Annotated in this window: 9 protein-coding genes and 1 pseudogene; 8 read left to right on the top strand and 2 right to left on the bottom strand. The window is 38.2% G+C overall.

Annotated features, from left to right (window positions below; all coding sequences use genetic code 11):
* Positions 1 to 144: 144 nt before the first annotated feature.
* Positions 145 to 1,581, bottom strand: coding sequence for an ammonium transporter (locus tag ACQY1Y_RS05230; RefSeq protein ID WP_430014118.1), 1,437 nt, complete (start codon positions 1,579 to 1,581; stop codon positions 145 to 147).
* 1,151 nt (positions 1,582 to 2,732) lie between these two features.
* On the opposite strand from ACQY1Y_RS05230, the gene ACQY1Y_RS05225 reads away from it, so the two are divergent.
* The 5 genes from ACQY1Y_RS05225 (at position 2,733) to ACQY1Y_RS05205 (ending at position 9,410) form a co-directional block, all read left to right on the top strand.
* A complete protein-coding gene (locus ACQY1Y_RS05225) occupies positions 2,733 to 3,089 on the top strand; it encodes a hypothetical protein (RefSeq protein ID WP_002733541.1) in 357 nt (118 codons plus the stop codon).
* A 75-nt stretch (positions 3,090 to 3,164) separates the two neighbouring features.
* Positions 3,165 to 4,301, top strand: a complete 1,137-nt coding sequence (locus tag ACQY1Y_RS05220) for an ATP-binding protein (RefSeq protein ID WP_430014117.1) — start codon at positions 3,165 to 3,167, stop codon at positions 4,299 to 4,301.
* Positions 4,294 to 6,087, top strand: a complete 1,794-nt coding sequence (locus ACQY1Y_RS05215; protein WP_430014116.1) for a hypothetical protein — start codon at positions 4,294 to 4,296, stop codon at positions 6,085 to 6,087. Before ACQY1Y_RS05220 ends, ACQY1Y_RS05215 begins: the two co-directional genes overlap by 8 nt.
* On the top strand, positions 6,075 to 8,459 hold the full coding sequence (locus tag ACQY1Y_RS05210; protein WP_430014115.1) for a DUF3110 domain-containing protein: 2,385 nt from the start codon (positions 6,075 to 6,077) through the stop codon (positions 8,457 to 8,459). Before ACQY1Y_RS05215 ends, ACQY1Y_RS05210 begins: the two co-directional genes overlap by 13 nt.
* Positions 8,460 to 8,546: 87 nt before the next feature.
* On the top strand, positions 8,547 to 9,410 hold the full coding sequence (locus ACQY1Y_RS05205; protein WP_430014114.1) for a hypothetical protein: 864 nt from the start codon (positions 8,547 to 8,549) through the stop codon (positions 9,408 to 9,410).
* A 90-nt stretch (positions 9,411 to 9,500) separates the two neighbouring features.
* On the opposite strand, the pseudogene ureC reads toward ACQY1Y_RS05205, so the two are convergent.
* A pseudogene (ureC, locus tag ACQY1Y_RS05200) lies at positions 9,501 to 9,788 on the bottom strand (urease subunit alpha); the annotation flags it as partial.
* Between the two features lie 163 nt (positions 9,789 to 9,951).
* On the opposite strand from ureC, the gene ribD reads away from it, so the two are divergent.
* The 3 genes from ribD (at position 9,952) to ACQY1Y_RS05185 (ending at position 15,102) form a co-directional block, all read left to right on the top strand.
* Positions 9,952 to 11,049 carry a bifunctional diaminohydroxyphosphoribosylaminopyrimidine deaminase/5-amino-6-(5-phosphoribosylamino)uracil reductase RibD gene (ribD, locus tag ACQY1Y_RS05195; protein ID WP_430014113.1) on the top strand — a complete coding sequence of 366 codons (1,098 nt, stop codon included), beginning with the start codon at positions 9,952 to 9,954 and terminating at the stop codon, positions 11,047 to 11,049.
* A gap of 238 nt (positions 11,050 to 11,287) precedes the next feature.
* Complete coding sequence (htpG, locus tag ACQY1Y_RS05190) at positions 11,288 to 13,261, top strand: molecular chaperone HtpG (RefSeq protein WP_430014646.1); 1,974 nt, start codon at positions 11,288 to 11,290, stop codon at positions 13,259 to 13,261.
* Between the two features lie 338 nt (positions 13,262 to 13,599).
* Positions 13,600 to 15,102: a DEAD/DEAH box helicase gene (locus ACQY1Y_RS05185; protein WP_430014112.1), complete on the top strand. Its 1,503-nt coding sequence runs from the start codon at positions 13,600 to 13,602 to the stop codon at positions 15,100 to 15,102.
* The last annotated feature ends 237 nt before the right edge of the window (positions 15,103 to 15,339 follow it).

Genomic DNA, 15,339 nt, shown 5'->3' with positions numbered 1-15,339 from the left:
TTTTCTGTCTGGAAAGAGACAAAAAACCGAAAGAGAAAAGGTTTAGAAGCTAATTATAGCCACCGATCGCATCGGGGCGAGGCCTTCTTCCTTTTCTCTTTAACTTTGTCGGGGATAAGTTAATCTATCTTTACAAGGTTTAACCTAACGAGCGCTAGGCGTTTCCATGTCAACACTGGAAGCATAATAGCCACCAGTAACGATATCGGACTCCTTGACGAAACCGCTATAGGCTTCCATTCCGTGTTCACCCACATCCAAACCTTCCATTTCTTCTTCGGGAGTAACACGAATACCGAGGGTAGCCTTAAGGATTGTCCAAACAATACCACTGACAATCACGGTAAATGCCCCTACTGCCACAATTCCGATAATTTGGTTAATAAACAGTTGGAATTGACCGGTGATTAAACCCGCATCTTTGTTGAAGATACCGACGGCTAAAGTTCCAAACACACCACAGACGAGGTGAACGGAAGTCGCACCCACGGGGTCATCAATTTTCAGGTTATCGAAGAAAGACACCGAGTAAACCACGACTACACCGGCAATTAAACCGATGATTGCCGCCGACCAATAGGAAACACCATCACAACCGGCAGTAATGGCTACTAAACCGGCCAGAATACCGTTAATAATCATCGAAAGGTCAGGTTTACCATCTTTCGCCCAAGCGGTAAAGGTAGCGGCAATGCCACCCGCGGCCCCGGCGAGGTTAGTGGTGACAGCGATATAGGGTACAGTTTCATTAACTGCCAAAGTAGAGCCGGGGTTAAAACCGAACCAGCCAATCCAGAGAATTAAACAACCCAAGGTCGCGATACTCATGTTATGGCCGGGTAAGGCACTGGTGCGACCGTTGATGTATTTACCCATTCTCGGGCCGAGAATTGCCGCCCCGGTTAAAGCAGACCAACCACCCACCGAGTGAACCACCGTCGAACCAGCGAAGTCTTTAAAACCAAGGTCAGCTAACCAACCGCCACCCCAAACCCAGTGACCGGTGATCGGGTACATGATACCGACGATAATTAAGCTAAAAACGAGGAAATCGACGAATTTAATCCGTTCTGCCACCGCCCCAGATACAATGGTTGCCGCCGTTCCCGCGAAAGCTACTTGGAACAGGAAGAATACTGAGGTGGGCAAGGAGGCAGGCATAACGTAGGTGGCGGGATCGCTACTGCTAAGGAACCAGCCTCCTGTACCGAAAAATTCGTTACTGACAGACCCAAACATCAGGGAGAAACCGATCGCCCAAAATGATATGGTGGAGAGGGCGAAAACGATCAGGTTTTTGGCCAGAACGTTAACGGCGTTTTTCTGACGACAGAATCCCGTTTCTAGCATCGCAAAACCCGCATTCATAAAGATCACGAGGATGGCGGCAATTAAAACCCAGATTGTATTGAGGGCGTTTTGGACATCTTCGGGGGTTAAGGGTTTCGCATCTTGGGCCTGTACGGCCGTGTTCCAAACCACAAAAATAATCGCAGACAAGGGAACACAGGCTAACCAGACAGGGTTAATTTTCGGTAATAAACCGACAAGTTCCCCAGATTTTCGAGCAATTCGTTTCATCGTTAATTCGTTTACTTTGTTGAGTTAGTAGGTCGATTCATTACTTTTGAAAATAATTACCGAGCAATTATGTCCGTTCAACCGCTAAATCCTAGGAACAGAGGTCAATCATTTCAGAAGACCAAACGCCTAGGGATTTATCTTGATGTGTGAGTAGTCAATGTTTTTCGATCTTTGTTTTTTTTTATTTGAGATTTCTGTATCCTCTGATACGTTTCACTTTAAAATAATAATAGTAGAGAAGTGATCAGCTTTTTAGCTATCGGTCGTCAGTATTCAGTATTCAGGCTTCGACGGTGAGACTTCGGCGTGAGCTTTTGTCGAATGCTCAGTGGTTCGACAAGCTTACTAACACGAACACTCAGGCTTCGGCCGTGAGATCAACCGAACGGAGTCAGTAAGAATTGCGGCAATTCACATTTCTTAAGATAGACAACAGAATTTATGTCCGACTACTTAGCGGAAAAAATCGATCTTGATGGGGTAGCAGCAAAATTACTAACTAGGGCTGGCTGAATAAATCTAAAACCCCTGTTGGGTAAGACTTTTAGACTTTTTGGAAATCAAAAAGTACCGGATATGGGAGTGATCGGGGGTAAAATTCAGGTACTTTTTCTCTGAAAATTAGGTAGTTGACCCTGGCGGTTCGACGGATTCGACAAGCTCACACCGAAGTCTCACCGTCGAAGCCCATACCCTGTCCCCACGAAAAACTTTTTCAGCCAACCCTAAATATAGCGGTTCTCGTACCTGTACGGCACACTTAAACCTTTGCTGATTAAGCTTTTCAAGATCGAGAATGTACCTTTTGTGAATGGGAAACGCTATAATCAGTTTTCAATAAGCGGATTTAGTATTAAAACAGGCAGTCCACAATCAAATCCATGAATGGTAGGGGTGGTGCGTTCCCAAATATTGGTTAACCTTGAAATTGTCATGTTTTCAGGGAACGCACCCTACAAAGCTATGGATTGAAATGGGAAGGACAGCCCTATAATATTTCTCTGTACTTTGTTAAATAAAACCTCCAGCTTTTAAAGTTACGTTGTGCTTATCTCAATCAGGCAATTGCCACAGCATTTGTACTTATTGCCTAAATGGGATGCTCCCTCTATTATAGTTATCCAAATTTATAATTTAGGCTAATCGCTATGGAGCCATTTACCCTTGCAGGAATAGTTGCTCTTGTCTTAGTTGGTATTTTCAATAAAACAGGGGAAGTTATTGTCGAGGAAAGTGTTGAGCAAATCAAAAAACAATTGGCTCAAAAGTCACCTGACACGCTTAAACAATTAGAAGCGTCTTCGGAAGATAATACAGACGCTCTGGCACAGCCGATACAAATGATGGCGACATTAATTGAAAAAGATGGAGTATTTAAGCAATTAGCAGAAACCGTAGCCAAGCAAAACCTCGACAAGCAAGCTCAAGCAATTAAAATCATTAAGAATCTTGGATTTATTGCAGAAGCAGGTTCTAATGTAACGGTTACTCAGAATTTTTATTGACTGAAGCCGCCTGTTACGGAGCAGGTCAAACAAAACCGTGATGAAATTAATAAAATACCTCCTCAATTTCAGACTTTGATTGCCGATAAAACTGAGGATTTTGTTGGTCGTGAATATGTATTTAATGAAATTAATTCATTTATTACGAGTAATTCTAAGGGTTATTTTACGGTTATTGGTGATCCTGGACAGGGTAAAAGTGCAATCTTGGCTAAGTATGTTCAGAATACTAGCTGTATTGCTTATTTTAATAGTGTCCTAGAAGGTCTGAATCGTACTGAACAGTTTCTTGAAAGTATTTGTAATCAGTTAATTGAGCGTTATCAGTTGGACTATCACTCATTACCAACTAATGCGACACAGGATGGAAAATTTCTAGAACGATTGTTAAATGAGTCTGTTCAAAAAGAAAGTGAAAATCCGATTATTATTGTTGTTGATGCTTTAGATGAGGTAGATCAATCTAGTTATCGAGGTGTTTCAAATATCCTTTTTTTGCCGTCTCATTTACCGAATGGAGTTTATTTTATTCTAACTTTACGGAGAGGTGTTGATGTTCCGATGACAGTTTATACTCCTTCTCAGTCGTTAAATTTACTTGATGATAAATATCAAGCTGATAGTGAACGAGATGTTAGAACTTATATTCAAAATCGAGTTAAAAAAAGCGAAAAATTACGTCTTCAAATACTAGAAAGAAAGGAAACAGTTGCAGATTTTACTAATAAAATTAGTAATAAAAGTGAAAATAATTTTATGTATCTCCGCTACGTTCTCTCAAATATAGAAAAAGGGGAATATAAGGATTTAACACTAGAACAATTTCCAAAAGGCCTACAAAGTTATTATATGTTTCACTGGCGACGAATGGGAATGACAGATGATCCTTTACCTGTTGAAAAGATTAAAATTGTAATTGTTTTAGCCGCAGTTAAACAAGCTGTTTCTCAGCGTAAAGTTTGTGATTATTCTAGGGAAAGTCCTTTAACGGTTCAGGACATTTTATTAAAATGGAGACAATTCTTACATGAAATCATGAAAGATAATGAAAAGCGTTACGGTATCTATCACTCAAGTTACCAAGATTTTTTACATGGACTTACAGAGAATGATTATCCAGTAACATTTCAGGAAATTCATAGGAATATTTCTCAAGTTGATTCTAACCTTTGGAAAAAGAGAAAGGAGATGAAAAAACGCCACCATGAATGAGTTTGAAGATTTCTTGCCAGAAGATTTAGATACGATGTTGGATTTGCCTTTTCATTTGACAAAAGGAGAGGCGGTAGAGGATTTGTATGAAATTTTGACGGATTTCATGTTTCTTGACTACAAGTTATCCCGAAAAAAAGAGGTTCAATCGTTAATTGAAGATTATCGTTTGGCGTTGGAGTCTCAGCTTGTTTTCTCCAATGAAGACAGACGAGTTTTAGAGTTAATTTTTAGAGCAGTTGAGCAGTCGGCAAATGTTTTACAACAGGATAAATATCAATTGCCAGGGCAGTTGTTAGGTAAATTGATGAAGATTGATGAACCGAAGCTAAAGCCTTTTTTAGAGCAGATTAATGATTGGCGGGAATATGCTTGGTTAAAACCGATAAAAGTTGACATGATTTCACCTCAAGATTCTTTAGTGAGAACTATCGCAGGGGGTAATATTTTTCATGCAATGGCAATTAGCGATGATGGTAAATTTGCTGTAACGGTACGCAATGGTTTAGTCGAACAGTGGAATCTAAAAACAGGAGTCTTAATTAAAGATTTTACTATCAGAGAAACTTATCGAGTTATTGCCTCTAATTTTTATAACTTTGACTCAGTTGAAGATGAGGAAGATGGAAAAAATAAAAAGCAACAAATTATAAATAATATTATTGTTGAAAAAGAGATAATAGAAAGAACTCAGTTTAACTTAATAACAATTAGTCCTGATGGAAATTGGGTCGGAACTGTTTCATCTAGAAAGTCACAACCTATTGGGGCAGGCATAGCGATTTCCGTATTTGAGCTATGGAATTTAGACGAAAATAGTTCGGTGCTTTGCTTTCCGTTAGCTAGATCTACTGCTTATAATGGCTACAGAGATGATGATGAATGTGATTGTCTTGCGCTAAGTTTAAACGCAAAATACCTTACTTTTAGCCGTAATGAAAATTTTGGAGGTTGGTTTAGTTTATATGTAGTTGATTTAGAAAAATATTTTTTACAAATATTAGATTTTAGAAGTATTAATATTAAATCATGTGTTCCTGGTTATCATGAGAAAATCGATCCAAATAATCGAACTTCAAGTTATCTTAATCACTTAAGCTGGATTTGGATTGATATTGACAATGAAAAAGAAATTGATACGCTGGCTATTGGAGATAATAATCGTTGGTTAATTGTTAGACAGGGTGAATATATCAAGATATGGGATTTAGTGAAAGGTCGTCTTCAATTAATTATTCGTGTAAATAATATTCCTTCAATTAAGCGTTTTAAATTACACTCATCAAAATCCTTACTTTTTTTAATAACCAGTATGGGCGTTTATAAAGTCAACCTAAAAAATTATTTAATGAAAGACTATGATATTTTAGATAAAAAATGGGTAAGAGTGATTAATTTTCTTAAAAAAACTATTACATATTTTAGCTTTCCAAAAATAGAAGATGAGGATGAAAAAATAGATAAAATAAATAAATTTTTTTCTGACATATTTGATGAGTTTCCTTCACTACATTTTAAATACTCTTATCTTGAAAAAAACTCTGAAGATGATCTTATCAAACTAAATTGTAGCTTTAAATATTATAATTATAATAATTTATTCCAGCGATTAGTTTACTTATTAGTCAATAAAAAAATAACCAATTTGCGAAAACTTAGAACTCTTCCTATCACAAAGATTAACATTAATATACCCAGTTATATTGTTCCAGATGATATAACTCCAGACTTTCAATGGTTTATTCTAAAAGGTAATAATGGAGGCATTAAACTATGGCATCTGTAGGATTTGATTTTAATTATAAAATTGCCATTAGTCTTGATGGGGCATGGGTTCTTTTTCGGCAGGAACCTAATCTTTTAATCGTCGCTGATTCGGTAACAGGTCAACAATTCAATACCTTAAAATTAAGTCCTTTTAAATATCGAAGAAAAAATATTGCTATTAGTGCTGTTGCCAAAAGTGTTAATCAACTCTGGTTAATTTTTGTTTATGAAGACAATACTTTTGATGAATGGTTTTTAGCGCAAATTTTCGCAGAAAATACAGAAAAACAACCCAATCCTCCTTTTATTTATAGAGCCGTCAGCCAAAATGGTCAATGGGCTTTAAGGGAAACAAAAAGAAGATGTTTTCAATTGCACGATTTAAAAGCTAACGAAATCACTTCACTTGGTTATAGCTTACTACCAGAAATTAAAAAAAATGATGAATATTTTTGGAAAAAAATAATTTTATCAAATGATGCAAAATTTGTTATTACGCCTAAATTAGAAAATGATTTTCTTGATGGCGGATATAACTATGAAAGAGGATTGCGTTACTTTGATTTAATTAATAAAAATCCTATTCCTATTCTTGAGAATAATTCTTATACTAGCTTTTCTCTTTCAGATGACAATAAAATTTTAGTGCTTGGTTTTGAAAACGGTAAAATTGAGTATTATAGATTGGGAAATGGGGAGAAATTTTCATCACTTCTTTTACATCAGTCTCCTGTCACTTTTATAAAGACAAAATTTATAGACGGAGTTTTAACAACTCTTTCCGCCTCACAAAATGGACAAATTATTCTTTTTACGAATAGAACTACTGCTTTTAAATTAGAAAATCACGTCAGCCTTATCCTTTTTTCACCAAATAATAAAAATATAATTATTGGAGATGTAATTGGGAGAAACTTAGATAGAGAACAATACCATTTATTTGAAGTTATCACTCCATCAGTTTTTCCTGAAAAAATAAATTTATTTTTATCATCACAAGAGGCTATTGAAAAAAATAGTTCAAATAACTACTATATTCTATTGGGGTACGATAAAGATAAAAACGAAGTTGTTTATCACTACTTACAAAAAAATAACGAAAGAATAATTATATTGTTTGAATCCTCAATTAACGCTCATTTTTTTAATCAAGAAATATTAAAAGAAGATAATTTTATTGCTTTTACTGTTGAAAAAGTATCCGAAAAACTCATTAAAACTTTTTGTGAAGAATCAGGATATTCATGGGAATTTATTTCTGATAAGCAGGATACTTTAATCGAAAAAAGTTTGCATTTTTGGGAAATTCCTCAAATTAATCCGTATATTAATTTTTGGATGATTGGGCCTGGGTTCCTAAATTTTAAGCTCTATCTTAATCAACGCTTATATTATAAACGAGAAATATTTATTGATGAATCGAGACAATCTGCCTTGCCTTTTTTTCCCATACCAAGCCTTAATATATGGACTGATGATTTAGATGGCTCCTTATTATTCTTTTTTCCTAGTTCTCATGTTTATTACAAAATTAATTTTAAAATCAGTTGTCTTATTGCTAATAATCAAGATGGAAAAACTTATATGGATCTCTATTATGCTTGTGTAAGGGCAGATTATCAAGTTGAGTCTATTTTGCTAAATTTTTTAGAGCAACAAGAAAAACTCTTAGGGAGAACTCACGAAAAACTGATTGAAACACTCAATAATCTTTATAATATTTACTCAAAGCAAGGTAAAACAACTGAAGCGGTAGCAATAATGCAAAGAAAGGAGGAACTTGAAGAATTATACAAGCCTGAAGAAATTATTTTAGCTGCTAGTGATGCCTGTTGGATGCGGGCATTTATCGGTGAGCAAGAGACCTATCCAATTCTTGATAGTTCTTATATTCGTTTTAATGTTAGTCCAGATAAAATTTTCACGCCACCATTAACATTAAATATAGAAAATGAGATTATGAACTCAGGAGAAGTTATAGACATAAAAAAATCAGATAATAACATTGAATTGAATACAACTAAACAAATTCATGTTATATACCTAGTTCAAGAAATTCGTGTTTTATTAAGTCAGATTTTTGAAAATTTTCAATTGATCGTTGAGCCTGATACAAACAAAATAGAATTGTTGAAAAAAACATGGAATGATATTAAACTTTTATTTCATAAATTTGATTTTCAAGAAGATGGGCAATACTTAATCCATAAAATTAAAACAAGTCAACTTTCTAGACAACTTAAAAAATTTATCAAAAATCCCAATAATATTTCTCATCCAGCAATTCTCGTTACATTTATAATTCCTGTCATCTTATTGTTTATTATCGGTCAAGATAACAACTTTCCTTTTACATTCAAAGAAGTAATACTCACCCAAAATCCTCTTTGATTATTGAGAGAATTAATTTCAATTTTATGCTTTAGCTTTTTTACTATCGTAGTTTTAGGCAGTTTAGCTATCACACCAATCTTGAATATGTCTAAACTCTCTAACCTCTCTAACATTGACCTAATCATATTCCCAAACCTAATCAGTTATTCCTTTACAAACAAATTATCAGAACGTGAGCAAAAATGGTTGATTTTCCCAACAATAACCTTTATCCCTCTTTATTTTCTGACATTTTTAATAATTACAATTAGTGCGATTTTTGTAGGAATATCACTAACAAAGGAGATCGCAATTTATTGGACAATGAAATTAGCAACTCAACCCTATTGGTTAATTATTATCTCGATTGGTTTCTTAACTTGGCTTGGCGATTTAGGAGAATGGATACTTAGAAAACAAAGATACAGACTCAGCAATAATGTTGCTGCGATTGTCGGTGCGATTTTTATAAACTTATTAGGAAATTACTTAAATCAAGTTTTTGGGAAACACTTTGATCCTAATTCCTTATTATTTAATTCTAGCCTTGCCGCCGTTGGAGGATACGGGGGAACAACTCAGGATAGAAAAAATAAAAATTTTATTGGTGCATTAGGAGCCGCATTAGCCAGTGTCTATTTTATTAATAAATATCCTCTTCAAGTATTTTCGATTACTCCCAGTATAGAAGCCCTATCCGAAAAAATTCTTTATCTTATCGGGCTATTAATTGGTATTTTGTCAGGAGGATTTATAGGCGGATTTGTCGGCTTATTGATCGGATTTTTTCTCGCAACTTTATTCGCTTTTGCTACGTTCTACTTCTCTTTCGGGGTGTATCACTTAGCCCAGCAAGTAATGAACGATTTTCAAGAAAGAGGCTATAGTAAAACCTTTACTAGCATTATTTTGATGATCATTACCTTATTCGGTAGTGCATTTGGTTTAATACTTAGTCTTATTTTTTAAAGAATCCGCTAAGACGGATTTTAACCGCCTATCCTTTAGCTTCCTGCATTCCAAAACACCCAAAAAATAGGGTTTTAAAAAAACCAGAATTCAAAATAGGAAATAGCGTTGGTCTATGGGTAAAACCGTAGCGGGTTCACAGATTAATAATTCCCCGTAAGTACGCACTTCGTAGGTTTCGGGATTAACTTCCATGCGCGATAAAGCGTCATTAAGCTTCATACTAGCCTTACTGATATTGCGCGTATTCGACACGGCCACGGCGGTTTTTTTCAGCTTTAACTTCTCAGGAATGCCCGCTTTTACAGCATATTTAGAAACAAATGTCAACGAAGTTTTGGTGATCGCAATTCCAAAAGAGGCAAACATGGGACGCATATTTTTAGCTATCAGCCATCAGCCGTCAGCTTTTTTCTCCCCGCTCCCCCATCTCCCAATTCATAATTCATAATTTATAATTTATAATTTATAATTCCCACTGATCACCGATTACTGTTTACTGATCACTGATAAAGTCTCCCCTCCTTTGGAGAAATCAACCATGGCCCAGGCAACGGAATTTGATCGCAAAATGATGCAAAGATGTCTAACCCTTGCTAGGCAAGCCTTGGGGCGGACTTCTCCTAATCCCTTAGTCGGTTCTGTGATCGTTCAAGAGGGTACAATTATCGGCGAAGGTTTTCACCCAGGGGCCGGACAACCCCATGCAGAAGTTTTCGCCCTGAGACAGGCAGCAGAAAAAGCCCGTGGTGCCACTTTATACGTCAATCTTGAACCCTGTAACCACTATGGACGTACTCCCCCCTGTAGCGAGGCAATTGTGCAAGCAGGCATTAAAAAAGTGGTGGTAGGGATGATCGATCCTAATCCCCTGGTGGCGGGGAAAGGCATTCAAAGACTAGCATCGGCAGGCATCGAGACGCTGGTGGGAGTGGAGGAGTCCGAATGTCGTCAACTCAATCAGGGTTTTATCCATCGCATCACCGCTAAAAAACCCTTCGGTATTCTCAAATATGCCATGACTCTCGATGGCAAAATTGCCGCTACTAGCGGTCATAGCACTTGGATTACTAGCCCCGCTTCTCGCCAAATAGTCCACCAACTGCGATCGGCCTGTGATGCGATTATCGTCGGCGGTAGCACTGTCCGTCAAGATAATCCCCACCTCACCACTCACGGCCTCTCTGATCATAATCCCCTGCGCGTGGTCATGACTCGATCGCTCGATTTACCACCCTCCGCTCATCTTTGGGATACCAGTCAATTTCCCACCCTTGTCTATACACAAATTGATGCTAATGTCAAGCTTCAGCAACAATTATTAATAAAAGGCGTGGAAGTGATCGAACTAACCGAGGTGACACCCACTTTAGTGATGGAAAATCTCTATCAGAGGGGATTTTGTCAGGTTTTGTGGGAGTGCGGTGGTGGTTTAAGTGCAGCCGCGATCGCTGAGGGCATGGTACAAAAAATTATCGCTTTTATTGCGCCCAAGATCATCGGGGGAATTAATGCACCTACTGCCGTGGGTGATTTAGGTTTCCAGCTAATGAGCCAAGCTTTACAGTTAGAAAATGTCACGGTTAATTATCTCAATCCCGATATTTTGATTGAGGGATATCTGCAAAGTGAAAAGTAGAGCTACTGCAATTCTGGCTCAATCGGCAAATCTCAACCAACCGCTTGCAAAAGTCAAAAAGTCATCAATAACCGCGATTTTTGCGTTCGAGTTCTATAAATCGCCCCGCTGCCGTTAAATCCCTTTATCGGTACGGTTATCACCCTAGAGGAAGTTGGGCAATCGCTCTGTGATCAATGGTGCCATTATCGAGCAAAATAAAAAAGTTAGAATAGTCAAACCCTTAGTGATTGAACGTATGACGGTACTCGAAAAAGGTAATATCACGATTCATACCGAGAATATCTTCCCTATTATCAAAAAATCCCTCTACACTGACCATGAAATTTTTCTGCGGGAATTGATATCTAATAGTGTTGATGCCATCTCGAAATTAAAAATGGCTTCCTTAGCAGGAGAAGCGAGAGGAGAAGTCCCCGAACCAGAAATTAATCTCGCCATCGATAAAGAAAATCGTACCCTATCAATTACCGATAATGGGATCGGGATGACGGCGGAAGAAATCAAGAAATATATTAACCAAGTTGCCTTTTCCAGTGCGGAAGAATTTATCAATAAATACCAAAAATCAGCCAACGATTTAATCGGTCATTTTGGCCTAGGTTTTTACTCGGCTTTTATGGTGGCTAAAAAGGTAGAAATTGATACTCTTTCCTATCAGGAAGGTGCTACCCCTGTCCATTGGTGCTGTGATGGTTCTCCAGAGTTTGAATTAACCGCTTCTTCCCGCAGCCAAATCGGCACCACTATCACCCTAACTTTAATGGATGAGGAAGGGGAATATTTAGAACCTGCCCGCATTCGCCAGTTAGTCAAAACCTACTCAGATTTTATGCCCGTTCCCATTAAAATTGATGGGGAAGTGATTAATCAACAACGGGCTTTATGGAAAGAATCTCCTCAAAATCTGACGAAAGAAGACTACCTAGAATTCTATCGTTATCTCTATCCTTTCCAAGAAGAACCTTTACTCTGGGTACATCTGAATACCGATTATCCTTTCTTGCTCAATGGCATTCTTTATTTTCCCAAACTCAGACCGGATGTGGATGTCTCAAAAGGACAATTAAAGTTATTCTGTAACCAGGTTTTTGTCAGCGATCATTGCGAGGAAATTATTCCCGATTTCCTGATGCCCTTGCGAGGAGTTATCGATAGTCCAGATATTCCTTTAAATGTGTCTCGAAGTGCTTTAACCAAAGATCGCACCGTTCGCCGTATTGCCGATTTTATTGCCAAAAAAATTGCTGATCGCCTCAAATCTCTATACAATGAAGACGCAAAAGAATATATTCGTTGTTGGGAAGATGTGGGAACTTTTATTAAATTTGGTTCCTTAAAAGAGGATAAATTTAAACAGCAGGTAGAAGATATTTTAATCTATCGCACTACCTACAAAACCCCAGAAACTGCGGTACAAGTGGAAGTACAAACCGCCGAAGGTGACGCATGGCAAGAAGCAACGGCGAAAACTCCCCTAGAAGCGATCGAACAGGAAGGTTATACTACTCTCAAAGCCTACCTGGAACGCCATAAAGAACGCCACGAAAATCGAGTTTTTTACTGTACCGATCCTCGGAGCCAATCCACCTACGTTGAACTCTACAAAAATCAAGGGTTAGAGATCCTCTTCTTTGATTCTTTCATCGATACTAATTACTTTATTCCTTTCCTAGAAAGAGAATACTCCGATGTGAAATTCACCCGGGTTGATTCTGAATTAGACTCGACGCTGCTCGAACAGGATCAAGCTAGTGAAATTATCGATCCCGGTAGTAATAAAACCAGGGCTGAATTGATCAAAGAAATCTTCGCCAAAGCTCTCGATAATTCCCGCATCAATATCAAAACTGAAGCCTTGAAATCCGATGATCCCCAAGGTACTCCCCCGGCAATTGTCTTACTTCCAGAAGCGATGCGACGCTTACAGGAAATGACGGCAATGATGCAACAAAAAGCCATGGCTTTCCCCGAAGAACACATTCTGATGATTAATACTAATCATCCCTTAATTCAACAGATTGTCCAGATTAGTCAGGGAAGTATTGTTACTGGTAGTGGCGAATCTCCATCGGCGCAATTAGCGAAAATGCTCTGTCAGCACGTTTATGATTTGGCTTTAATCGCTCAAAAAGGATTTGATGCTGAGGGAATGCAAGCTTTTGTGGAACGTTCCAATCGCGTTCTGACTAAGCTAACCGAAAAGATTTAATCTATTGCCAAACTTTGGCTGTTTCGATATGCTGAGAGTGTGTTAATTCACACTCTATTTTTTTAACCCGATCAATATGATCTAGCGATAAGCTATCTTGCCGCCGTCAGCCTTGAATTAGTTATCAGTTATCAGTTATCAGTTATCAGATGTAAGTTTTCAGTTCACTTATACTGTTTACTGTTTACTGTTTACTGTTTACTGATAAGTAGGGAGGCACAATTATTTGTAGGATGGGTTAGCGGTAGCGTAACATGAGCGGGCGTTGGGTTTCATGCTTCAACCCAACCTACGTTCTGTTTACTGATAACTGTTTACTGTTTACTGATAACTGAAAAATGCGCTTACCCACCCTCAAATATGAGCGAGGAACCTTAATTCTCCATCCACCACCAAAAGGGAAAAAATGGCTAGATTTCGCCACTTGGGATGATCGTATCGAAAGATTTCGCATTTTGGCCATTCATTATCGTCCTCTCGTGGAAACCCTACAGGAGGAGGGCATTAACTTCCAAGATGAAGCAAAAGCTTTCAACAATTTAGAATTAATTGCCAGTTTTGAACGGGAACCCTACCCCCACCAAACGGAAGCGTTAATCGCTTGGAAAAAATCCCAGAGAAGGGGTGTTATCGTCCTTCCCACCGCTGCCGGTAAAACCTATCTTGCCCAATTAGCTCTACAATCGACTCCCCGCAGTACCTTAATTATCGTGCCGACTATTGATTTAATGCACCAGTGGTATGCCCAGATGTTGGCGGCTTTTCCCGATGCCGAGGTAGGATTATTAGGGGGAGGTTCTAAGGATAATAGTGCTATTTTAATCGCCACCTATCAAAGTGCGGCAATTTATTCAGAAACTCTTGGCAATCGTTACGCTTTTTTGATTTTTGATGAATGTCATCATTTACCATCGGATTTCTTTCGGAAAATAGCGGAAGATTCGATCGCGCCCTATCGTTTAGGCTTAACAGCAACACCGGATCGCGGTGATGGTAGTCATCAAGATTTAGATTATCTTATTGGTACAATTGTTTATCAAAAAAGTCCCCAAGACTTGTCAGGAAAAGCCCTAGCTGATCATGAAATAATTCAAATTAAAGTGAAACTATCTGCAAAAGAACAGGAAAAATATCAAGAAGCAATTAAAATTCGCAATGATTTTTTAAGAAGAAATAATCTCAGTTTGTCTGGTTTAGATGGTTGGCAAAATTTTGTCATGATTAGTGCCAGAAGTAGCGAAGGGCGCCGCGCCATGTTAGCGCACCGGGAGTCGAAGGAAATATCCTCCGGAACCCAGGGAAAATTGCGGGTTTTAGCCGAGTTAATCTGTGAACACTATCCGGAGCCAATTTTAATTTTTACCAACGATAATGCCACAGTTTACGGCATTTCCGAGAGCTTTTTAATACCTGCCATAACCCATCAAACTCCTGTGAAAGAACGCCATGAAATCCTGACCCGTTTTCGTCAGGGAGAATACAAAATTCTGGTGACTTCCCATGTTCTTAATGAAGGGGTTGATGTGCCGGAAGCACGCATCGCGATTATTTTATCGGGAACCGGTTCCACGAGGGAATATATTCAGCGTTTAGGACGGGTTTTAAGAAAAGGCCAACAAGAGGATAAACGGGCGATTTTGTATGAAGTGATAGCCGAAAATACGACAGAGGAAAAAACCTCCCAACGACGACGGGGAGAGCAGAAAAATAAAACTAGCTATAAAACCGGTAATCGACAATTGGAATTATTGCCTTCTCCTCCGAAAAAATCTTTTTCTTTCCCGAAAGCTGCCGAATCTTCTACCCCTTGGGTAAGTTCTCCAGAGTCAGAGGAAGAATAGAAAATTTCTCTGGGGGATTTTCCTCTATAATAAAGGTAAGTAGGTAGGTGTTAAAAGTTGTCAGATACCCCCCTTATCAAGGGGGGCAGGGGGGATCTCCCCGCCTATCGGCACCCCCCTTATCAAGGGGGGCAGGGGGGATCTCCCCGCCTATCGGCACCCCCCTTATCAAGGGGGGCAGGGGGGATCAGAGGCAAAATCTATCTTCAATTTAATTATAACCACTTACTTAAAAAA

This window comes from Microcystis ichthyoblabe FBCC-A1114, from assembly GCF_050500245.1.
Lineage (GTDB): Bacteria > Cyanobacteriota > Cyanobacteriia > Cyanobacteriales > Microcystaceae > Microcystis > Microcystis ichthyoblabe_A.
Note: the sequence above shows the minus strand (reverse complement) of the source record. Positions and strands in the feature narration are given on the sequence as shown.

Coding starts and splice junctions, on each gene's coding strand:
- ACQY1Y_RS05210 (WP_430014115.1), top strand. CDS start 6,075: ATGGCATCTGTAGGATTTGATTTTAATTATAAAATTGCCATTAGTCTT.
- ACQY1Y_RS05230 (WP_430014118.1), bottom strand. CDS start 1,581: ATGAAACGAATTGCTCGAAAATCTGGGGAACTTGTCGGTTTATTACCG.
- ACQY1Y_RS05205 (WP_430014114.1), top strand. CDS start 8,547: ATGTCTAAACTCTCTAACCTCTCTAACATTGACCTAATCATATTCCCA.
- ACQY1Y_RS05215 (WP_430014116.1), top strand. CDS start 4,294: ATGAATGAGTTTGAAGATTTCTTGCCAGAAGATTTAGATACGATGTTG.
- ribD (WP_430014113.1), top strand. CDS start 9,952: ATGGCCCAGGCAACGGAATTTGATCGCAAAATGATGCAAAGATGTCTA.
- htpG (WP_430014646.1), top strand. CDS start 11,288: ATGACGGTACTCGAAAAAGGTAATATCACGATTCATACCGAGAATATC.
- ACQY1Y_RS05185 (WP_430014112.1), top strand. CDS start 13,600: ATGCGCTTACCCACCCTCAAATATGAGCGAGGAACCTTAATTCTCCAT.
- ACQY1Y_RS05225 (WP_002733541.1), top strand. CDS start 2,733: ATGGAGCCATTTACCCTTGCAGGAATAGTTGCTCTTGTCTTAGTTGGT.